This window comes from Sagittula salina (genome assembly GCF_017813235.1).
Classification (GTDB): domain Bacteria; phylum Pseudomonadota; class Alphaproteobacteria; order Rhodobacterales; family Rhodobacteraceae; genus Sagittula; species Sagittula salina.
In genome coordinates this window covers 79,442-100,955 of sequence record NZ_JAGISH010000011.1, presented here as the reverse complement: position 1 = coordinate 100,955, position 21,514 = coordinate 79,442, and the positions used below count along the sequence as shown (strand labels likewise).

The following is a 21,514-nucleotide window of genomic DNA, read 5'->3' as shown; positions in this document are numbered from 1 at the left end:
CATGCCATATCGTCGCCATTTCCACAGATTGACCGCAAAGCTGACGCGACTTCGCCCGCCTGCCACGGTAAACCGTTTCTGAACCGGTTCCCGAGGCCCCGCCCCGCCCATGCCCAACCCGCTCGCCTTTCTCGTCCTCGCCTGTGCCCCGCTGGTGGTGATGGCGCTGTTCGGGCGGCTGCCGAAGGACCGCGCGCTGATCTGGGCGGTCCTGCTGGGCTACCTCTTTCTGCCGGAGCCGCCGGCGGTCTTCGACCTGCCCGCGGCCCCGCCACTGACGAAGCACAATATACCTGCCCTGACCGCCTTTGTCGTGTTGCTCTGGCGGCGCGAGATGTCCGCCGCCCTGCTGCCGCAGTCCTGGGTCGGGCGGGCGCTGGTGGTGACCTTCGTGCTGTCCCCGATCCCGACCGTCCTGAGCAATACAGAACCGGTCCTTTGGGGCACGGTGGGGCTGCCCGCGCTGGGGGTGAAGGACGCCATCGCCCTGACCGTGCAGCAATTCCTGCTGATCCTGCCCTTTCTCATGGCGCGGCAGTTCCTCGCCTCCGGCGGGGCGCAACGCGAATTGCTGAAGGCGCTGGTGATCGGCGGACTGGTCTATTCCGTCCTGATGCTGGTGGAGGTCCGGCTGTCGCCGCAGCTGAACATGTGGATCTACGGCTATTACCAGCACTTCTTCGGACAGAGCATCCGGTTTGGCGGCTATCGCCCGGTGGTCTTCCTTTACCACGGGTTGTGGGTGGCGTTCTATACGCTGATGGCGGTCACGGCGGCCTGGGGGCTGTGGCGGCTTTCACCGGGGAAACACGGGCCACGGCTGCTGCTGGCTGCGCTGTGGCTGACGCTGATCCTGTTCATGGCGAAATCCCTGGGATCGCTGATCTTTTTCGTGGTGGTGGCACCGCTGGTCCTGATCGCCCCGGTAAAGATGCAGGTGCGCATCGCAATCCTGATCGGGCTGGTGGCCCTGACCTATCCGATCCTGAAGGGAGCGGGCCTGATCCCGCAGGAGGCCCTGCTGAGCCGCGCCGCCGCCATCGACCCGGACCGCGCGGCGTCGCTCCGGTTCCGGTTCATGAACGAGAACACGCTGCTCGAACGCGCATACCTGAAACCGTTCTTTGGCTGGGGGTCATGGGGGCGGAACCATATCCTCGACCCGCTCACCGGCTTCATCCTGACGGTGACGGACGGGCGCTGGATCATCACCATCGGGGTCTACGGCTGGGTGGGTTTCGCCGCCGAATTCGGTCTGATCCTGCTGCCGCTGGTGCTGATCGCGAGGGAGGTGCGGCTGTCGCAGGGCGCCGTTTCGCCGCTCGTCGGACCATTGGCGCTGATGTTGTCGGTGAATCTTGCGGACATGGTGCCCAATGCAACGCTGACACCGCTGACGTGGCTCATCTGCGGGGCGTTGACCGGCTATGCGGAACACCTGCGCGCCGCCCGGCTGAAGGCGGCCCCTGCCACGCAGCGCGCGGGGCTGAAATGGAGGCCGGTGATCCGATGAGCGAACGCCACCCGCGCATTCTGGTCATAGCCGAGGCCGCGCATCCGGAGTGGGTGTCCGTCCCGCTGGTCGGCTGGTCGCTGGCGCAGGCCCTGCGCGATGTGGCGGATGTGCATCTGGTAACGCAGATCCGCAACCGCGATGCCATCCTGCGGGCCGGGCTGGTCGAGGGGCGCGATTTCACCGCCATCGATTCAGAGGCCCTGGCCCGCCCGATGTGGAAGCTGGCCGAGACGCTGCGCATGGGGCAGGGCAAGGGCTGGACCATCGTGCAGGCGGTCAGCGCGCTGTCCTACCCTTATTTCGAGCGGCTCGTCTGGCAGCGTTTCGGGCCCGAGATCGCGCGGGGTGATTACGACATCGTTCACCGGATCACGCCGCTGTCGCCCACGGCGGCCTCGTTCCTGGCCGGAAAATGCGCACGGGCCGGGGTGCCCTTTGTGCTGGGGCCGCTGAACGGCGGGGTGCCATGGCCGCAGGGCTTTGACGACATCCGTCGCGCGGAACGGGAATACCTGGCACCGCTGCGCGCCGCCTACAAACTCCTGCCGGGGCGCGGGGCGACGCTGCACAATGCCGCCGCCATCCTCGCCGGATCGCGACACACGGGGTCGGAACTCCCCGCCAGTGCACGCCACAAGGTCTTCTGGTTGCCAGAGAACGGCATCGACCCGGCGCGCTTCAACCGCGTGGCCGCGCCGGGGGACGGGCCGCTGCGGGCGTGCTTTGTCGGGCGGCTGGTGCCCTACAAGGGGCCGGACATGCTGCTGGAGGCGGCCGCCCCCCTGTTGCGCGACGGGCGGATGGTTCTGGATATCGTCGGCGACGGGCCGATGATGCCCGGCTTGCGCGCGCAGGCCGACGGACCGGGGTCTGGCGTTACCTTTCACGGCTGGCAGCCGCACGAGGCGGTGCAGGACATCCTGTCCCGCGCGCATCTCTTTGCCTTCCCTTCGATCCGCGAATTCGGCGGCGGCGCGGTGCTGGAGGCGATGGCACTGGGCGTCGTCCCGCTGATCGTGGACTACGCCGGGCCCGGGGAACTGGTGGACGACAGCGTGGGGATCAAGGTGCCGCTGGGCACGCGGGAGGCGATCACGACACGCTTTGCCGCGGAACTGGCGCGGCTGGCAAAGGACCCCGGCGCGCTGGCCCCCATGGCACAGGCGGCGCGGGACCGCGTGACGCAGCACTATCACTGGACGCGAAAGGCGGAAAAGATCGCCCGCGTCTACGATTGGGTACTGAAAGGACGCCCGGAGCCGAAGCCGGATCTTTAGGCCTACGCCAGGCTTGGATGTCGACCGTCCTGAATGGTCCCGACTGGACGTTGCCCGCCCTGGATATTGGCAGCCCCAGTTTTTCTCGGTCCCGGATTTCGTCAGTCCCGGATTTCTTCGGGGCCGACGCCCCATACGGCGGTCTTCGGCGCCCAGCCCTTGTAACCGTCGGCGATCAGGCGGCACCAGTCGATGCCGCATTCGTCAAGCCGTGCGATCACTCCCGCCTGCAGCCGAGCATTGATACCGGAATTCGTGTCGGCACGTTGGTAGAGCGGGGTCATGTCCTCTTCGACCACGACGGTGCGTACGCCGGACAGAAGCGAGTAATGCACCCAGCCCCCTGCCCCGTCGCGATCGCGCACGCGTCGCCAGTGGCCGAACTCAGCCGTGACCTCCAGCGGCATGTCACGCCGCTTGAAAACCCAGTCAATGCGATGCGACAGCGACGGCCCGCGCCGCACGTTGCCCTCTGCCGCCTTCATCGAGACGTAGCGCGGCAGCGGCAGGTTGGTGACGGGGCCTTTCTCGGCGGCCTCGGCCACCGGGGCGACCAGAGACAGCGACAGGAACGCTGCGATGAGTGAACGCATGGGAATGCCTGCTCTTTTTGTTCGGCGGGTTCTTGTGCCCCGTCCGGTCCTGTCGCAGGTTAGCCGTTATCCGACCTCTGGAGAAGCACGGGAGAGCCTCCATGCCATTAAAACGTCTGAGTGTTGTGCTCACGCGACGCCTGCCCGAAGTGGTCGAGACCCGCCTTTCGGAACTGTTCGACGTGAAGCTTCGTCTGGACGACCGGCCGATGACCCGCGAGGAGCTGATCTCGGCGGTACAGGACTGTGACGTGCTGGTGCCGACGATCACCGACCGCATCGACGCGGGCCTGATCGGTCAGGCCGGCGCGCGCCTGAAGCTGATTGCCAACTACGGGGCGGGCTTTGACAATATCGACGTGGCAACGGCGCGGCAGCGCGGGATGCTGGTGTCGAACACGCCGGGCGTGGTGACCGATGACACCGCGGACATGACGATGGCGCTGATGCTCGCCGTGACGCGCCGCCTGCCCGACGGGCTGGTCGTGATGCAGGACGGATCGTGGGAAGGCTGGGCGCCGACCGCCTTCCTTGGCGGACGGCTGGGCGGCAAGCGGCTGGGCATCCTCGGGATGGGGCGCATCGGTCAGGCGGTGGCGCGGCGCGCGGCGGCCTTCGGGATGCAGGTGCATTACCACAACCGCCGCCGTCTGCGCCCGGAGACCGAAGAGGCGATGGAGGCGACCTACTGGGAGAGTCTCGACCAGATGCTGGCGCGGATGGATGTGGTGTCGGTCAACTGCCCATCGACGCCCTCGACCTTTCACCTCCTGAATGCGCGCCGGCTGAACCTGATGAAACCCGAGGCGGTCATCGTGAACACCTCGCGCGGCGAGGTGATCGACGAAAACGCGCTGGTCCGGATGCTGAAGGCCGGAAAGCTGGGCGGCGCCGGACTGGACGTCTACCAGCAGGGGTCGCATGGCAACCCGGACCTGCGCGCCATGTCCAACGTGGTGATGACGCCGCAGATGGGGTCGGCCACCCGCGAGGGGCGCACCGAGATGGGCGAAAAGGTCATCATCAACATCAAGACCTTCGCCGACGGCCACCGGCCGCCGGATCAGGTGGTGCCCTCAATGCTATGATCCGCGTCCTGCTGATCCTGCTGGGTTTTCAACTGGCCGGGGAAACGGCGGCGCGGGGCGTGGGCCTTGCGGTGCCCGGCCCGGTTCTGGGGCTGGCGGGGCTGTTCTGCGCTTTCCTTCTGGTGCCACGCCTGGCGAGCTACATGCAGGACACGGTGCAGGGACTTCTGTCCCACCTGTCGCTGCTGTTCGTCCCGGCGGGGGTCGGCGTGGTCGCCAACCTCGACGTGATCGCGGCGCATGGGCTGGGTCTGTTCGTGGCACTGGCGGGGTCGACGATCCTGGCCATCCTCGCGGGCGTCGGGGCCTTCCTGCTGGTGGCGCGGATCACCGGCAGCACCGATGCGGGGGATGCGGGCGATGGATGAGGCGCTGACTCTCTGGTCCTACCTCGCGCGGGACCCGCTGCTGTGGCTGACATTGACTCTGGGGGCCTATGTCTCGGCAGAGGGGATTTCTGTGCTGTGCAAACGCCACCCGCTGGCGAACCCCGTGCTGATCGCGGTGATCCTGCTGGCGCTGGTACTGCGCGCAACGGAAACGCGCTACGACACCTATTTCGCGGGCGCCCAATTCGTGCATTTCATGTTGGGGCCGGCGACCGTCGCGCTGGCGCTGCCGCTTTACCTGAACCTCGGACGGGTGAAGCGCGCGGCGCTGCCGATGCTGGCGGGGCTTCTGGCCGGGTCGCTGGTGGCAATGCTGTCGGCGCTGGGGCTGGCCTGGGCCTTCGGGCTGCGGGGCGCGGCGCTCTTGTCACTTGCGCCGAAGTCCGCCACCGCGCCGGTTGCTCTGGGCGTATCGGAAGCGGTGGGCGGGATCCCCACCCTGACGGCGGCTCTGGTGATCCTGACGGGCATCATTGGCGCCGTGGTGGCGACGCCCATGCTGAATGCGCTGGGGGTGAAGGACTGGCGGGCGCGCGGCTTTGCCGTCGGAGTGGCGGCGCATGGCATCGGTACGGCGCATGCCTTTCGCATCAACCCCATGGCGGGGGCCTTTTCCGGCATCGGCATGGGGCTGAACGCGATCCTGACCGCCGTGCTGGCACCGCTGGTGGTGGGGCTGTTGTTCTGACGCAGGTTTTCTGACGCATGGACTTTGAGTGCCGGATACGGGCATTGCCCGTTCATTCCCCCGTTCATCCAAGGAGACACCCATGACACCTTGCGTCCTGTGCAAGGCCGAACCGGTCAGCCCCTACACAGTCGCCCCGAAGGAGGACACGGTCGCGCTGTGCGTCGCATGCCTGACGGGCGTGACCGATGCCCCGCAGGACGGGCCGCACTGGCAATGCCTGAACGAAGCGATCTGGAGCGCCGTTCCCGCGGAACAGGTTCTGGCGTGGCGGTTGCTGAACGCGCTCGACGCGGCATGGGCGAACGACCTGCTGGAGATCGCCTACCTGGAACCGGACGTGCTGGAGTGGGCGCAGGCCGGGGCTGCGGCGAGCGAGGCAGTGGTACACCGCGACGTGAACGGCACCGTGCTATCGAACGGTGACACGGTGACGCTGATCAAGGCGCTGCCGGTGAAAGGGGCCGGGTTCACCGCAAAGCAGGGCACGGCGGTGCGGCGCATAAGCCTCGAGCAGGACAACGCCGAACATATTTCCGGCCGGGTCGAGGGGCAGCGAATCGTGATCCTGACGAAGTTCGTGAAGAAGAGTTGAAGGATACAGGCGGCCGGGCCAGCCGACAGGCCCAGCCGCGGCCTGGGGTGACATCCGCGACGGTGATCCCCCTGGGGCACCGTGTCCATGGTCTGCGACGCGGGACGGGGGCGCTGCCCCCATCGCAGCGGAGCTGCGATTCCCCCGCGGTATTTTTGAAACCAAAGAAGCGGGGGGGGCGGACACCGCAAGGCGGGACGCCCGGCGGCGAGGCCGGGCATCGCGGGGTCAGAGCTCCTTGTAGCTGATCTCGCGCTTGTCGGCACCGGGGCCGACCTTGGCGCGGCGCACCACGAGGCGATTCAGCGCCTGGATATAGGCCAGAGCCGAGGCGACCACCGTATCGGTATCCGCCGACTGGCCGGTGGCGATCATGCCGTCCTCTTCGAGCCGGACGGAGACGGTGGCCTGCGCGTCGGTCCCCTCTGTCACCGCGTTCACCTGATAAAGCTGGAGCCGCGCCTTGTTGGGGTGGAGCGTGCGCACTGCCTTGAAGGTGGCATCCACCGGGCCGTCGCCTTCGGAGGTGGCGGTCAGATCCTCGCCGTCGATCTCGAGCTCGATCGTCGCCTCCGCCGGGCCGCCGGTGCCGCAGACGACGCGCAGGTTCACCAGCTTTATGGCGTCGCCGCCTTCGGTCGTGGCGGAGACGAGCGCGAGGATGTCGTCGTCGAAGACCTCCTTCTTGCGGTCGGCAAGGTCCTTGAAACGAACAAAGATATCCTTGAGCTGGTTGTCACCGACCTCGGTGCCAAGCTCCTTCAGCTTTGCCCGGAGCGCAGCGCGGCCCGAATGCTTGCCCAGGGGCAGCGAGGTGCCGGAGAGACCCACGTCCTCGGGGCGCATGATCTCGAAGGTTTCGGCGTTCTTCAGCATGCCGTCCTGATGGATGCCGGATTCATGGGCGAAGGCGTTCTTGCCCACGATCGCCTTGTTCGGCTGAACCTGGAAGCCCGACACGGTCGCGACGCGGCGCGAGATGTGCATGATCTTGCGGGTGTCGATGCGGGTGTCGAAGGGCATGATGTCGTGGCGCACGCGCATGGCCATCACGACCTCTTCGAGCGCGGTGTTGCCCGCGCGTTCGCCAAGCCCGTTGATGGTGCATTCGATCTGGCGCGCGCCGGCCTCTACCGCGGCGAGGCTGTTGGCCGTCGCCATGCCGAGGTCGTTGTGGCAGTGGGTGGCAAAGATCACCTCGTCGGCGCCGGGTACGGTTTCGATCAGGCGGCGGATCAGGTCGGCCGATTCACGCGGCGCCGTGTAGCCCACCGTGTCGGGAATGTTGATCGTGGTGGCGCCGGCCTTGATCGCGATCTCGATCACCCGGCAGAGGTAGTCCCACTCGGTCCGGGTCGCGTCCATCGGCGACCACTGCACGTTGTCGCAGAGGTTGCGGGCGTGGGTCACCGTCTGCTCGATCCGTTCTGCCATCTCGTCCATGGACAGGTTCGGGATGGCGCGGTGCAGCGGCGAAGTACCGATGAAGGTGTGGATGCGCGGCTGCGCGGCGTTCTTCACCGCCTCCCAGCAGCGGTCGATGTCAGGCAGCTGGGCGCGGGCAAGGCCGCAGATCACGGCGTTTTTCGAACGCTGCGCGATCTCCGACACGGCGCGGAAATCGCCCTCGGAGGCGATGGGGAAGCCCGCCTCGATGATGTCCACGCCCATGTCGTCGAGCAGCTCGGCGATCTCGAGCTTCTCGTCGTGGGTCATGGTGGCGCCGGGGCTTTGTTCGCCGTCGCGGAGCGTGGTGTCGAAGATGAGAACGCGGTTGGTCGCCGCTGCGGTATCAATGGTCATGGTGATCTCTTTTGAATTCTCTAGGCCTCTTGGCGCGAAGCGGTACCCCTCTGAGCGGTCGCGCCGAATGGCACGCTCAGAGGCGCTTTAGGTCTAGAGCCAGGGCCAGCGCAAGCGGCGCCCGAAGGGGCGCGGTCGCGGGGGTATGGAGGGCCGTGGTCATGCCCGGCACTATACGCGTGGGATCGTGAATGAAAACCCATGAAAACCGCGAAAACGCGCCGGGGGAATGCGGCATGGGTTTGTGCGCCGCGCGACTTGGGGCATAGTGGTCCGCAAAACAGCGGCCAAACGGGCCAGACGGGGCAGACGGGGCAGTTCGATGATCAGGTTTGTGGCGATGGCCCTGGTTCTGGGGCCGATTCTGGGGTTCGCGGCGGGAGCCGCGCAGGCGGAACGGCAATTGGTAAAGGCCTATGTCTTTGGCAATTCTCTGGTGCATCACCTGAGCGAAACCAGCGAGAACACCAACGTTCCTCACTGGCTGAACGATCTGGCACAGTCGGACGGGCGCGGCTTTGGCGTCGATGGCCAGTGGGGGTTCCTGCGCAATTTCGCGGACGGTTTGCCGCCGACGGCCAACTGGTCTTTCAAGGGGGTGTCGGGCGTCTGGGGGCCAGGCCAGGGCGGTTTTGGCGACGCCGGCTACGACGCGGTTCTGGTGACGCCCGCGAATTTCATTCAATATCAATTGCCTGACGTCCCCTACGAGGGCGACAACCCCACCGGGGAAAGCCCGCTGGGCGCCATGCAGAAACTGTTCGATTGGGTGCATTCAGAAAGCCCGCAGTCGCGGCTGTACATCTACGAAGGCTGGGCGGAGATGGACGGTGTGGTCGGGCGCTTCCCCCCCGACGCGGCCGGGTTCGACCGCTATAACGCCGTCAACAGGGGCGAATACCATCAGTGGTATCGCGACCTGATGAACGTGCTCGACGTGACGCGTCCGGAGTTGGGCGTGGAGCTGATCCCGGTGGCCTCCGTCATCGCGGGGCTTCTGGCGGAGGGCGGTCCGCTGGAGGGGATCGAGCCGCAGGCGCTGTATGTCGACGGCGCGCCGCATGGTACGCCGTCGCTGTATTTCCTCGCCTCCATGGTGGTTTACGCCTGGCTCTACGAGGCGCCGCCACCGGCGGACTACCGCCCGCCCGCGATGCTGCACCCCGATATCGTCGAAAATTACGCCGCCATCGCAGAGCGGATCTGGGCACAGGCCCCGGTGCAGAGCGCACGCGACACGGCACGCTCCGAGGGGGCTGCCGCCGTGGCGGAGGCGGCGCAGGCGGAGGCGCCCGACCTGCCGGAGCGTCAGGCCATCGCGCTGCCGGTCAGCGGCTTGCGTCCCAAGGGGCTGCCCGCGCTGGGGCTGGGGCTGAACGGGATCTCCGACTGGTCGACGCAGCATCCCTTCATCAACATGATGAAGACCGCGCGCGGCTGGGTCGGGCACACGGCGGACGGGTGGGGCGCGATCTCTACTGCCGAACTGCGGGCGGCGGGGCACCTCGACCCGCTGGGCTATCCCCTGACGCTACCGGCGGAGGCCGTGGCGCTGGAGGCGGTCCTGCTGACCGATCAGGACGAGGCGCAGGAGTGGCTGCGCGGCGATTATGTCCTGACATACAAGGGCAAGGGAGAGATTACCCTCACGGGCCGCGCCCGGCGGATGCGGCGGGAACCGGGGCGGATCACCTTCCAATACACGCCGGGCGAAGGGCTGGTGGGCGTACGCATCGAAGCCATCGACCCCGCAGATCCGATCCGCGACATTGCCGTGGTCAAGGAGGAATTCGTGCCCTTGCACGAGGCGGGTGCGACCTTCAACCCCCTGTTTCTGGACAGGATTCAGGATGCGCGGTCGGTGCGGTTCATGGACTGGATGTTGACCAACGGATCGCCCATCCAGACCTGGGAAGACCGCCCCGTGCCGGGCAACATGACATGGTCGGAGCCGGGCGTGCCGGTGGAGGTAATGGTGGATCTGGCCAATACGCTTGGCGCCGATCCATGGTTTACCATGCCGCACGCGGCGGATGACGATTACGTGCGGCGCTTTGCCGAGGTGGTGAAGACCGGGCTCGACTCCCGGTTGAAGGCGCATGTGGAGTATTCCAACGAGGTCTGGAACCAGATCTTTCCCCAGGCGGCCTGGGCTCGTGAACAGGCGACAGCGCGCTGGGGTGAAAGCGACATGGGCTGGATGCAGTATTACGGGCTACGCGCGGCACAGGTCATGGACATCTGGACGGAGTCTTTCGGAGTTGAGGCCGAAGCGCGACTGGTGCGCGTGGTGGCCACGCACACCGGCTGGCCGGGGCTGGAAGAGCAGATCCTCGTGGCACCGCTGGCCTTTCTGGAACTGGGGCGCAAGCCGGTAGAGAGCTTCGACGCCTACGCGATCACGGGCTATTTCGGATACGAAATGGGGTCCGAGGAGATGGCGCAGCGCATGAACGGCTGGCTCGATCAGTCAGAGGCGCTGGCAGTCAAGGCGGGCGAGGCACAGGGCCTGCGCCGGGTCGCCCTGCGGGAATTCGTGAAGCAGGCGCGCTTCGAGGGGGCCATTGCTCCGGTCGCCAACGCGCTGGAAGAAGGCAGTCTGGCGCAGCTTGTGAACGAGGTGTTCCCCTATCAGGCGGCGGCGGCACGGCGATACGGCTTGCAGCTGGTGATGTACGAGGGCGGCACCCACGTCACCGCCCACGGCGCGCGCACGGAGGACGAACGGCTGACGGCTTTCTTCGAGGAGTTCAACTATACCCCTGAAATGGCGAAACTATACGAGATCCTGCTAAGCGGCTGGGCAGAGGCGGGGGGAACCCTGTTCAACGCCTTCGTCGATGTCGCCCCCGCGACGAAATGGGGGTCGTGGGGCGCGTTACGGCATCTGGAGGATACCAACCCGCGCTGGGACATGCTGATGGCCTATAACGCCTCTGCGCCGCAGTGGGAGGATCGCGATGCGCTTGCTTTTGCCGATGGACTCCGCGCGCTCGGGTCCAACGCGGCGGAGCGCATTCAGGGCACCCCCGCCGAGGATTACATCGTCGCGCTCGGCGGGGACGATGTAATCCTGCTGAACGGCGGCGCCGACGTGGTGAACGGCGGCGCGGGGCGCGATGTGGTGGTGCTGCCGCTTTCGCAGGACGCCTATGAATTCCAGACGGTTGCAGGACGGATGACCGTCACCGGTCCGGGAGGCGTGACGCAGATGATCGGGGTGGAGGTGCTGCGCTTTGGCGGCACCGAAGGGCCGGAGGTCGCGCTGGACACGCTCGGCGGCTGACGTGGCCAACGTGACGTTGACCGGGCTCGTGTTGGCGGTTTTCAACCGGAGTCCCGGCAGGCGGCAGGGCCGGATTGGGGCCGTTTCAAACCGTGCGCTGATTCAGGCGCTGATCGCGTGACGGCTTGGGAGGAAAGTGCGCTGGAACCGCGCCTTACGCATCCTTCAGGCGCTGGATTTCGTCGACCAGAACCTGCGCCCCCAGTTCGGCGCGGAAGTGCGCCTCGATATGCGCGCGTCCAGCGGTGGAGAGCCGCATCAGCGCGTCCGGGTCGGCGGCCAGCGCGCGGATGGTGCGCGCCAGCTGACCGGGATTCTTGGGCTCCACGAGGTAGCCCGTGGAACCGTCGGCGATCAACTCGCTCACCCCCCCTGCATCGGTGCCGATGGTGGGAACGCCCATGGACATCGCCTCCATATAGGCGACGCCCAGCGGTTCGTGCCATGAGGCGAGCACAAACAGGTGCGCCTGTTCCAGCTTCTGCTTCACCTCGACGTTGGAGATCGCGCCGAGCAATTTGACGTGGTCCTGAAGACGCAGCTTCTTCAGATGATCTTCCAGCTCGCGGCGGTAGCCGGTACCGCCTTGGTCGTCCTCTCCCGCAATCTCCACCCGGACGTCGGTGCCCTGATCGATCAGCTGGCGGGTTGCGCTGAGCAGGTCCTGATGGCCCTTCACCACGTTCAGCCGCGCGCAGGAGAAGATGCGGATCGGGCGGCCATGGCCCGGCGGGTGATAGGGCGCGGCGCGGCTGAGTTTCTCCGTATCCACGCCCATCGGGCGGACAAGGATGCGTTCCGGCAGATCCGGCGACAACGCCGCGTGTACCTCGTCCAGCAGTTTGTGGGTGATGACAGTGGCGAAACTGGCGTCGCGCCACTTGAAACGCTGGCCGGGACCGTAGTCTGACAGTGGCCCGTGCAGCGTCAATGAATAGCGCGGCCCGCCCATGTGGTGCGTCAGCGCCGCAATGAAAGCCGCGCGGGCGGCGGAATGCGCGTGCACGTGATCCAGTTGCAGCTTGCGCGCGGCGGCCTGCAGATGGTCGGCGGCGGCAAGGCTGATGAGCACGTCCTTGGAAAAGGCCCTCGGCTCTGTCAGCAGCCATTTCGGCAGGCCCTTCGGCGTGAGTTTGGCAATGGCGGGCAGCGCGCGGGCCGGATTCACCCGTCCGAGGTAGGTGGTGCGGGCCATGGCCTCTTCGGCCCAGTCGTGGGAAATCAGTTTGGGCGGGGGTTTGCGGGTCGAAAAGACGTGCACCTCGTGCCCCATCCTTTCCAGTGCCTTGATCTCGCGCCAGAAGAAGATGTGGGTCTGTCCCGGAAATTGCGGGACGATGTAACCGATGCGGAGGCCTTTCGGCAAAAGTGATTCCCTGATGTGGCAGCCCTGCCCTCCCCGAGACAGGCTGAGGCGAGTATTTCCGGTGGCTTCCTTGTTTGACCATAGTTAACTGGAAGTAAGGGCCAGAGGCCGCCCCGGTTTTTCGCCGGGTGTGGCGCAGCGGGTACGGGTATGGGTTCGCAAGAGGCGACAGGCGGGATGAGGGCGGCGGTGGTGCTGCCGGCGAGCAACGAAGCGGCGCTGATCGGTGGCTGCCTCTCCGCGCTGGTTGGTTCTGACCTTGGCGGTGGGCTGGAGGTGGTCGTGGTGGCCAACGGTTGCCGCGACGATACGGCGGCGCGGGCACGCGAATTCGCCGGCGCGTTTTCCCAAAGAGGCTGGCGGTTGACTGTGATCGACCGCCCCGAGGGCGGCAAACCGGGCGCACTGAACGCGGGCGACGCGGCAGTGACTGCGCCGGTGCGGGTCTACCTCGATGCCGATGTGACGGTGTCGCCCACGCTGCTGCGCCGGATCGTCGAGGCCCTGGAGGTAGGCGCGCCGCGCTATGCCTCTGGCCGGGTGCGGATCACGGCGACGGGGCCGGTCAGCCGGGCCTACGCGCGCATCTGGTCCCGCGTGCCCTTCATGCGTGAGGGCGTGCCGGGGTGCGGACTGTTCGCGGTGAACGCGGCCGGGCGGAGGCGCTGGGAAGAGTTCCCGCCGATCATATCCGACGACACCTACGTACGGTTGTGTTTCGCGCCATCTGAGCGCGCCTGCGTCGATGCTCCCTACGATTGGCCCATCGCCGAAGGCTTGGCGCGGCTGGTACGGGTACGCAGGCGGCAGGATGCCGGAGTCGAGGAGATCGCTGAGCTGTTCCCCCACCTGCTGAGAAACGACGACAAGAGACCCCTGCCCCGACGCGGGATGCTGGCGCTGGCGTTGCGCGACCCGCTGGGGTTCGCGGTCTACGCGGGCGTGGCGGTGGCGGTGCGGCTGACCCGCCGCGATGCGCAGGACTGGAGCCGGGGCCGATGAGGCTGGCGGCGTTCCGAGGCGACGGGCTGAAGGCGCGGGTGATGCGGTCCTCGCTCTGGACGGTGGGCGGGTTCGGTCTGAGTCAGGTGATCCGGCTGGCGGCGAACCTGATCCTGACGCGACTGCTGTTTCCTGAGGCGTTCGGCCTGATGGCGCTGGTGATGGTCTTCCTGATGGGGCTGCACCAGTTTTCCGATGTCGGCGTGGTTCCCGCCATCCTGCGGTCCAAACGCGGCGACGACCGGGATTTCCTGAACACGGCGTGGACGTTGCAGGTGTTGCGCGGTGCCGGGCTGTGGCTGGTGGCCTGCGCGCTGGCATGGCCCATGGCGCATCTCTACGGCCAGCCGGAGCTGGCGTGGATGCTGCCCGTCGCGGCGCTGACGCTGTTGATCGACGGGTTCCGCCCGACGAGCATGGTGACGGCGAACCGGCATCTGATGCTGGGGCGGGTGACGGCGCTGGACGGCATAACGCAACTCTCGGGCGTGCTGGCAGCGGTCGGGCTGGCATGGTGGTGGGGCAGCGTCTGGGCGCTGGTGGTCTCCGCGCTGGTGGGGTCGGTGGTACAGGTGGTCATCAACTTGCGTTTCCTGCCGGGAGAAAGGAACCGGTTCCGATGGGAAGGAGCCGCCCGAAAAGAACTGATTTCCTTCGGAAAATGGGTCTTCCTCGCCACGATTGCAGGGTTCTTCTACAATCAGGCGGACAAGATCCTGATGGGCAAGTACCTCGCGCTGGAGACTTTCGGCGTCTACAATATCGGGTTCTTCTGGGCGTCCTTCCCGCTGATGATGGGCTATATGGTGACCCAGAAAATCCTGATCCCGATCTACCGCGAAAGCCCGCCAAAGCAGAGCGCGGAGAACTACGCGCGGCTCAGGCGAATGCGGCTGGCGGTGACGGCGCTGCTGATGGGATTCGTCGGGGTCTTTGCCCTGCTGGCTGGCTGGCTTGTGGGACAGCTTTATGATCCGCGGTACGCGGCCGCGGGGGCGATTGCCGTAGTGCTGGCCTGCGCGCAGATGCCCCTGCTGGTGGTGATGACCTACGATCAGGCGGCACTGGCGGCGGGCGACAGTCGGCGTTTCTTTGTGCTGGCGCTGGCGCGGGCGGTGTTGTTGTGGATCGGGCTTGTCGCCGGGCTGGAGGCCGGCGGCCTGCTGGGGGCACTGATCGGCATGGGCTGCGCCTACCTTGCCGCCTACCCGGTGGCGGTCTGGCTGGCGCGGCGCATGGGCGTCTGGGACGCGATGCACGATCTGGCCTTTGCCGGGGTGGCGCTGGCGTTGACGCTGCTTGCCATCTGGGTCAACGGCCCGGCAATTGTGGCGCTCACGGTCTTGTGACCCTGTCCAAAGGCATAGGTATTCTGCATGGTTTCCCCATAAAATACGTGGGCATGGATGCCATTATCCGATCTGGGGAAACGATTTTCGGGAAATTGCGGCCCCCCCTGGGGGTGATTTCCTAAAAAGCGCCGCATTTTTCCCGCATTGGTGGGCAAGGATGTCGGGGCTTTGCGGCCAGGTGGTTTGGGGCGAATGATGGACGGATCTACCGAGAACGACATCGCGATTGTCGGCATGGCCGCGCACCTGCCCGGCGCCGCCGATATCGACTCCTACTGGCGGAACCTGCGCGACGGCGTGTCGTCGATCCGGCGCCTGTCGGAGGAGGACCTGCGCGCGGCGGGTGAGGATCCCGGCCTGATGCGGCACCGCGATTACGTGCCCTTTGCCGCGCCGCTGGAGGGATTTGCAGACTTCGACGCGGAGTTCTACGGCCTGTCGCCGAAGGACGCTGCGATCATGGACCCGCAGCATCGCCAGTTCCTCGAAGTCGCATGGGAGGCACTGGAAAGCGCAGGCCACGTGCCGGAGGGCTTCGACGGGCAGATCGGCGTCTTTGCCGGTTGTGGAATGGGGTCGTATTTCTATTTCAACCTCTGCTCCAACCCGGATCTGGTGAAGAACACCGGCATGTTCCTGCTGCGCCACACCGGCAACGACAAGGATTTCATGACCACGCGGGCGTCGCACATCCTAGACCTGAAGGGGCCATCGGTGAACCTTCAGACGGCGTGTTCCACTTCGCTGGTTGCAGTGCATTACGCGGCTCAGGCGCTGTTGAACGGCGAATGCGACATGGCGCTGGCGGGGGGCGTAACCATCGAACTGCCGCAGGGGCGCGGGTATCTCTACAAGGAGAACGAGATCCTTTCCCCCGACGGCGCCTGCCATGCCTTCGACCACCGGGCGCAGGGGACGGTCTTCGGCTCCGGCGCGGGGGTTGTGGTGCTGCGGCGGCTGGCCGATGCGGTGCGCGACGGGGATCACATCTGGGCCGTGGTGAAAGGGTCCGCCATCAACAACGACGGCGCGCAGAAGGCGGGCTATCTGGCGCCCTCGGTGGAGGGACAGGCAGAGGCCGTGGCCGACGCGCAGGCGCTGGCGGGTGTCACTGCGGACACGGTCGACTACGTGGAATGCCACGGCACCGGCACCTACCTTGGCGATCCGATCGAGGTCGCGGCGCTGACACAGGCCTTCCGGGAGACGACCGAGGCGGTCGGAACCTGCCGGATCGGGTCGGTGAAGACGAACATAGGCCACCTGGATACCGCCGCCGGGGTCGCGTCGCTGGTGAAGGCATCCCTGGCTCTGCATCATCGGCAGATGCCGCCCTCGCTGGGCTATGAGGCGCCGAACCCGGCGATTGCCTTCGAGGGCTCGCCCTTCGTGGTGAACGACCGGCTTACGGCATGGGAGCGCGGGACGCATCCACGCCGCGCCGGGGTGAACAGCCTGGGTGTCGGCGGCACCAACGCGCATGTGGTTCTGGAAGAGGCGCCGGAGCGGGCGTCGAGCGAGCAAAGCGAATGGCCGTTCCAGATTCTGACTGTATCGGGCCGGACAAAAGCCGCACTGGAAGCCAACGCCGCCCGGCTGGCGACACATCTGCGGGCGCATCCCGACCAGCCTTTGGCCGACGTGGCCTGGACGCTGCACCGGGGGCGGCGTCCGTTCGCGCGGCGCATGGTCGTGGTTGCCGCCAACCATGCGGAGGCGGCGGACCGGCTGGAGGGCAAGCAGCCCCGGCGGCGGTTCACGCACGAGGCGGTGGAGCGCCCCGAAGTCGTCTTCATGTTTCCCGGCGGCGGCGCGCAGTACGCGGGCATGGCGAAGGATCTTTACGAGACGGAACCGGTTTTTGCCGAGTGGATGGACCGGGGCCTTTCCGAGATCGAGCGCCTGGAGGCGGCGTCGGACGCCTCCGGCGGGAGTATTTCCGCCAGGGAGAAACAGGGGGTCCGCGATCTATGGTTGTCGAAGGGCGCTGAGGCGGAGGCGGCCCTGCTGCGGCCTTCGGTGCAACTGCCGCTGATCATGGCGACGGAATACGCGCTGGCGCAGCTTTGGATGAGCTGGGGAATAAAACCGGTGGCGCTGACCGGTCATTCCATGGGCGAGAACACAGCCGCCTGTCTGGCCGGGATTATCGGGTTCGAGGACTGTATCGGGCTGGTGCGTTTGCGGGGTCGGCTGTTCGATACGGTGCCGGCGGGCGGAATGCTGGCGGTCTCCATGGCTGCGGATGAATTGCGGCCACTGCTGGGGTCGGCGCTGGATCTGGGCGCGGTGAACGCACCGGGGTTGTCGGTGGCTTCCGGGCCGCAGGCGGCGCTGGACGATCTGGCTGCGCGGCTGGAAACGAAGGGCATCGAATGCCAGCGGATCGGCATCGACATCGCCGCACATAGCCGGATGCTGGAACCGATCCTCGAGGAGTTTGGCGATTACCTGCGGGGCATTCCGCTGCGGGCGCCGACGATCCCGCTGACTTCGAACCGGACCGGCGCGCTGATGAGTGATGCTCAGGCCATGGACCCGGAGTACTGGGTAAGCCACCTCCGTGGCGCGGTTCTGTTTGCCGATTGCGTGGGCGCTGTCGCCGGGGAGAACCGCGTGCTGCTGGAGGTCGGGCCGGGCAAGGCGCTGACCAGTCTCGCGCGAGCGCATCCCAAGGTGGTGGCGGAACAGGTTCTGTCCTCGCTCCGGCACCGTGACGAGGACGTGGCCGACGACGTACATATGTTCGAGGTCCTGGGACGGCTCTCCGCGTTGGGGGTGGGGATAGACTGGGGCCAGATCTGGGGCGAGGCCCGGCGCAACCGCGTGGTGCTGCCGACCTACGCCTTTCAGCGGCAACGCTATTTCATCGAACCGGGAGAGGCCGCGCCGAGGGCGGAGGTCGTGGCGCGCCACGACGACATGGCCGACTGGGGCTGGGTGCCGCACTGGCGGCCACGCTCGGCGGCGGTCGAGGTGGATGTGGTCGACGCGCTGGATGAGGCGGAGCGTCACGTCTGGCTGCTGTTCGTCGATGAGGGCGAGGTTGCGGCGGGTCTTGGCGCGCGGCTGCGCAAGGCCGGTCACTGGGTTGTCGAGGTGCGTCCCGGTGACGGCTTTGCGCGGGTCGGAGAGGGCTACGTTCTGGCGCCCGAACGCGGGCGGGAGGAGTTCGACCTGCTCGTGGCGGACCTTGCGGAGCGGGGGCTGCTGCCGACACGGATCGGGCATTTCTGGCTGCTGACTCGGGGCGAAGGGCATCGTCCGGGGTCGTCCTTCTTTCACCGCGTGCAGGAGCAGGGATTTTACACGCTGCTGTTCCTCGCTCAGGCGCTGGAGGGCGAGGCCGTACCGCGCCCGCTGCACATCACGGTGGTAACAAACGGCGCAGCGCGCGTACGGGACGAGGCGCTGCACTGGCCGGAGAAGGCCACCGTCCTCGGCCCCGCGCGGGTGATACCGCGGGAACTGGCGGGAGTGACGGTATCCACGCTGGACGTGGACGATGCGGGCGCGGGTAGCCCGGTGGCGCTGCTGGAGGAACTTCTGGCGGAGCCGGACGGCACCACAGCCGCTCTGCGCAACGGACGCCGGTTTGACTGCGTGATGAAACAGGCGGCGCTGGCGCCGGTCGATAGCGTGGATGTGGCGGGCAAGGCGGTGCTGATTACCGGCGGCTTTGGCGGCATCGGTCTGACGCTGGCCCATGACCTCGCGCGGCGTGGCGCAAAGCTCGCGCTGCTGGCGCGGCGATCACTGCCCGACCGCGCCGACTGGGAGAACTACCTGAAACGCCATGCGCCGCAGGACGCGGTAGCACAACGCATCCGCGCGGTGCAGGCGCTCGAAGCGGTGGGCGCGGAGGTCATGGTGGTTGCCGCCGACGTGTGTATCGCCGATCAGATGCGCGCGGCACGGCACGCGGTGGAGGCGCGGATGGGCCGCATCGCCGGGGTGATCCACGGCGCGGGGGTCATCGTCGACGCGCCCTTGATGACAAAGACGCCCGCCTCGGTGGAGGATGTCTTTACCCCCAAAATCCACGGAACCGTGGTGCTGGGTCAGGTCTTTCCCGACGGGGACGCGGAGTGGATGGTGCTGTTCGCCTCGTCCTCGACCGTGACAGCCCCGGCGGGGCAGGTCGACTACGTCGCCGCCAACGCCTATCTGAACGCCTTCGCGCAGGCGCGCTGCGGGCGGACGCGGGTTGTGGCTCTGAACTGGGGCATCTGGTCAGAGGTCGGCATGGCCGCCGAGGCAGTCGCCGCGCGCATCGGTGACCTGCCCAAAGCGGCGGTAGAGCCCGTCGTCTGGCCGATGCTCGACGAGATGAGTTTCGACGCGAGCGGGCACCGGGTGTTTCACGCCGAATGGTCCGCGCGCGACTGGTGGATCGCGGAACACCGGACAAAAAAGGGCGATGCGCTGCTGCCCGGCACCGGGTACCTGTCGATCGCGGCGCAGGCGCTCAGGGCGCATCACGAAGACGGCGGCTTCGAAATCCGCGATCTGGAATTCCTGCGACCGCTGAAGGTGGCAAAACAGGGTTCGCGGGGGGTCCGCGTGCGGCTGACGCGGTCGCAGGCGGGCTATACCTACAACGTTCTGGCGGACGTCACGCTGAATGGCCGCCATGGATATGCCAGTTGTGCACAAGCTGACCTGGCGCTGTTACCGATGGCGCGGCCCGCTGCTGTCGACCTCGGGGCAGTGCGGTCGCGCTGCAGGCAGCGGCGCGACGGACATGGCGAAAAACTGAAGGCGGCGCAGGAGGTATTCCTGAACTTCGGGCCGCGCTGGAAGGTGCTGGACGCCTGTGCGTTGGGACAGGGGGAGGGCCTGGCGGATCTGTCTTTGGGTCCGGAGGCGCGGGACGACAACTGCCTGCTGCACCCGGCACTGATGGATATCGCCACCGGCTGGGCCATGGATCTGATCGAGGGCTACCAGCCGACGCACCTCTGGGTGCCGGTGCGCTATGCTTCTGTCCGGGTGCATGGCCCCCTGCCCGATCGGATCGTCAGCTGGGTGCGCAACGCGTCGGATAACCACGCTTCACGTGAAACGGCGGTCTTCGACGTGACGCTTTGCGCGCCGGACGGGACCGTGCTGGTGGAGGTGCGCGGCTTCACCCTGCGCAAACTGGCCTCGCTCGATGTGCTGGCGAGCGCGCCGCGCGTGACTGCCAACGAACTGGAGGTGGACGCCAGTACGGTGCAGCCGCTGTCCCCCGCAGAAGAACGGCTGGCGCAGAACCTCGCTCAGGGCATCCGGCCCGAGGAAGGTACAGAGGCCTTCTGGCGGGTGCTGGGCGGGTCGTACCGGCAGATTGTCGTGTCCTCCATGGACCTGCCCGCGCTGGTGCGGCAGGCCGACCGGCAAGAAACGCCGGCGGCCCAAAGCTTTGACCGGCCGCAATTGGAGAGCGACTTCGTCCCCCCCGAAGGCGAGATCGAGGACCGGCTCGCGGGCTTCTGGCGCGACCTTCTGGGGGTGTCGCGGGTCGGCGCGGAAGATTCCTTCTTTGACCTTGGCGGGCACTCGCTGATCGCGGTGCGGCTGTTCACCATGGTGAAAAAGGCATTCCGCGTGGATTTTCCGATTTCCGTGCTGTTCGAGGCGCCCACCATCCGCGCCTGCGCCCGCCTTATCGAAGCGGAGATCGGGCCGCAGGCCGGGGAGGCACGCAAGCCCCCGGAGCGGCGTTTCCGTCATCTGGTGGCGATGCACGAGGGCGATGGCGGGCCACGGCAGCCCTTCTTCCTGATCGCGGGCATGTTCGGCAACGTATTGAACCTGCGTCACCTTGCCCACCTGCTGGGTACGGATCGTCCGTTCTACGGCGTGCAGGCACGCGGGCTTTATGGTGGCGAGGCTCCGCATGACACCATCGAGGAGGCCGCCCGCGATTACATCGCGGAAATGCGGCAGGTGCAGCCGGAGGGGCCCTACATGCTGGGCGGTTTTTCTGGCGGCGGCATCACCGCCTACGAGGTCGCCCGACAGCTGGAGGCGGCCGGGCAGGAGGTCTCTCTCGTTGTCATGCTGGACACGCCGCTGCCCCGGCGGCGCCCGTTGAAGGCGGTGGATCGGGTATTGATCCAATTGGCGCAGGCGCGCGAGGGCGGGCTGCTCTACCCCTTGCGCTGGGCACAACGGCGCATCGCCTGGGAAATCGCGAAACGCCAGCCGGTTGAGGGAACCCAGGCGGGCTTTCACAACGCGGAAATCGAGGCCGCCTTCTACCGTGCCATCAAGGCATACGAAGTGCGTTCATGGGGCGGCAGGCTGGTGCTCTACCGTCCGCCGCCAAGCGGCAAGTGGCGGGTGTCCGGCGGTCGTCTGGTAAACGAGGAACGCGCCTACGTTCTGGAGGACAACGACTGGCGGACTGTCGCGCCACAGGTAGAGGTGGTCGAGGTGCCGGGGGATCACGATTCCATGGTACTGGAGCCGAATGTCCGGGTGCTGGCCGCAGAGATGCGCAAGATGATCGAAGCGGCTGAGCGGCGCGCGCCGGGCGAGGTCCTCTCCTTCCCCGGCCATGCGGCGGAGTAAG

Annotated in this window: 13 protein-coding genes; 10 read left to right on the top strand and 3 right to left on the bottom strand. The window is 66.8% G+C overall.

All coding sequences use genetic code 11. The features are described 5' to 3' along the window. Nucleotides 1–109 precede the first annotated feature (109 nt). Nucleotides 110–1,513, top strand: coding sequence for a hypothetical protein (locus tag J5474_RS17865; protein ID WP_209362577.1), 1,404 nt, complete (start codon nt 110–112; stop codon nt 1,511–1,513). Next, on the top strand, nt 1,510–2,793 hold the full coding sequence (locus J5474_RS17860) for a glycosyltransferase family 4 protein (protein WP_209362576.1): 1,284 nt from the start codon (nt 1,510–1,512) through the stop codon (nt 2,791–2,793). Before J5474_RS17865 ends, J5474_RS17860 begins: the two co-directional genes overlap by 4 nt. Before the next feature lie 101 nt (nt 2,794–2,894). On the opposite strand, the gene J5474_RS17855 is transcribed toward J5474_RS17860, so the two are convergent. Continuing rightward, nucleotides 2,895–3,386: an SH3 domain-containing protein gene (locus J5474_RS17855; RefSeq protein ID WP_209362575.1), complete on the bottom strand. Its 492-nt coding sequence runs from the start codon at nt 3,384–3,386 to the stop codon at nt 2,895–2,897. A gap of 101 nt (nt 3,387–3,487) precedes the next feature. On the opposite strand from J5474_RS17855, the gene J5474_RS17850 reads away from it, so the two are divergent. The 4 genes from J5474_RS17850 (at nt 3,488) to J5474_RS17835 (ending at nt 6,146) form a co-directional block, all read left to right on the top strand. Beyond that, nucleotides 3,488–4,474, top strand: coding sequence for a 2-hydroxyacid dehydrogenase (locus tag J5474_RS17850; RefSeq protein WP_209362573.1), 987 nt, complete (start codon nt 3,488–3,490; stop codon nt 4,472–4,474). After that, a complete protein-coding gene (locus tag J5474_RS17845; protein WP_209362570.1) occupies nt 4,471–4,842 on the top strand; it encodes a CidA/LrgA family protein in 372 nt (123 codons plus the stop codon). Before J5474_RS17850 ends, J5474_RS17845 begins: the two co-directional genes overlap by 4 nt. Continuing rightward, nucleotides 4,835–5,551: an LrgB family protein gene (locus tag J5474_RS17840; protein WP_209362568.1), complete on the top strand. Its 717-nt coding sequence runs from the start codon at nt 4,835–4,837 to the stop codon at nt 5,549–5,551. Before J5474_RS17845 ends, J5474_RS17840 begins: the two co-directional genes overlap by 8 nt. 82 nt (nt 5,552–5,633) lie before the next feature. Further along, entirely contained in the window at nt 5,634–6,146 is a 513-nt protein-coding gene (locus J5474_RS17835; RefSeq protein WP_209362567.1) for an alkylphosphonate utilization protein, read from the top strand. Between the two features lie 228 nt (nt 6,147–6,374). Here J5474_RS17835 and J5474_RS17830 read toward each other — a convergent pair whose 3' ends face one another. Further along, complete coding sequence (locus J5474_RS17830; protein WP_209362566.1) at nt 6,375–7,949, bottom strand: 2-isopropylmalate synthase; 1,575 nt, start codon at nt 7,947–7,949, stop codon at nt 6,375–6,377. Between the two features lie 340 nt (nt 7,950–8,289). Here J5474_RS17830 and J5474_RS17825 point away from each other — a divergent pair, with 340 nt between their 5' ends. Beyond that, nucleotides 8,290–11,235 carry a calcium-binding protein gene (locus J5474_RS17825; RefSeq protein ID WP_245216556.1) on the top strand — a complete coding sequence of 982 codons (2,946 nt, stop codon included), beginning with the start codon at nt 8,290–8,292 and terminating at the stop codon, nt 11,233–11,235. A 154-nt stretch (nt 11,236–11,389) separates the two neighbouring features. Here the strand turns inward: J5474_RS17825 and epsE are convergent, their stop codons facing one another. Next, the gene (gene epsE, locus J5474_RS17820) at nt 11,390–12,601 is read right to left on the bottom strand and encodes an exopolysaccharide biosynthesis GT4 family glycosyltransferase EpsE (RefSeq protein WP_209362564.1); all 1,212 of its coding nucleotides are present in this window, start codon (nt 12,599–12,601) and stop codon (nt 11,390–11,392) included. Between the two features lie 150 nt (nt 12,602–12,751). On the opposite strand from epsE, the gene J5474_RS17815 reads away from it, so the two are divergent. From J5474_RS17815 to J5474_RS17805, 3 genes are all read left to right on the top strand, one after another. Then, complete coding sequence (locus J5474_RS17815) at nt 12,752–13,603, top strand: glycosyltransferase family 2 protein (protein WP_245216555.1); 852 nt, start codon at nt 12,752–12,754, stop codon at nt 13,601–13,603. Continuing rightward, nucleotides 13,600–14,952, top strand: a complete 1,353-nt coding sequence (locus J5474_RS17810) for an oligosaccharide flippase family protein (protein WP_209362563.1) — start codon at nt 13,600–13,602, stop codon at nt 14,950–14,952. Before J5474_RS17815 ends, J5474_RS17810 begins: the two co-directional genes overlap by 4 nt. 195 nt (nt 14,953–15,147) lie before the next feature. Further along, nucleotides 15,148–21,513 carry a type I polyketide synthase gene (locus J5474_RS17805; RefSeq protein WP_209362562.1) on the top strand — a complete coding sequence of 2,122 codons (6,366 nt, stop codon included), beginning with the start codon at nt 15,148–15,150 and terminating at the stop codon, nt 21,511–21,513. The last annotated feature ends 1 nt before the right edge of the window (nt 21,514 follow it).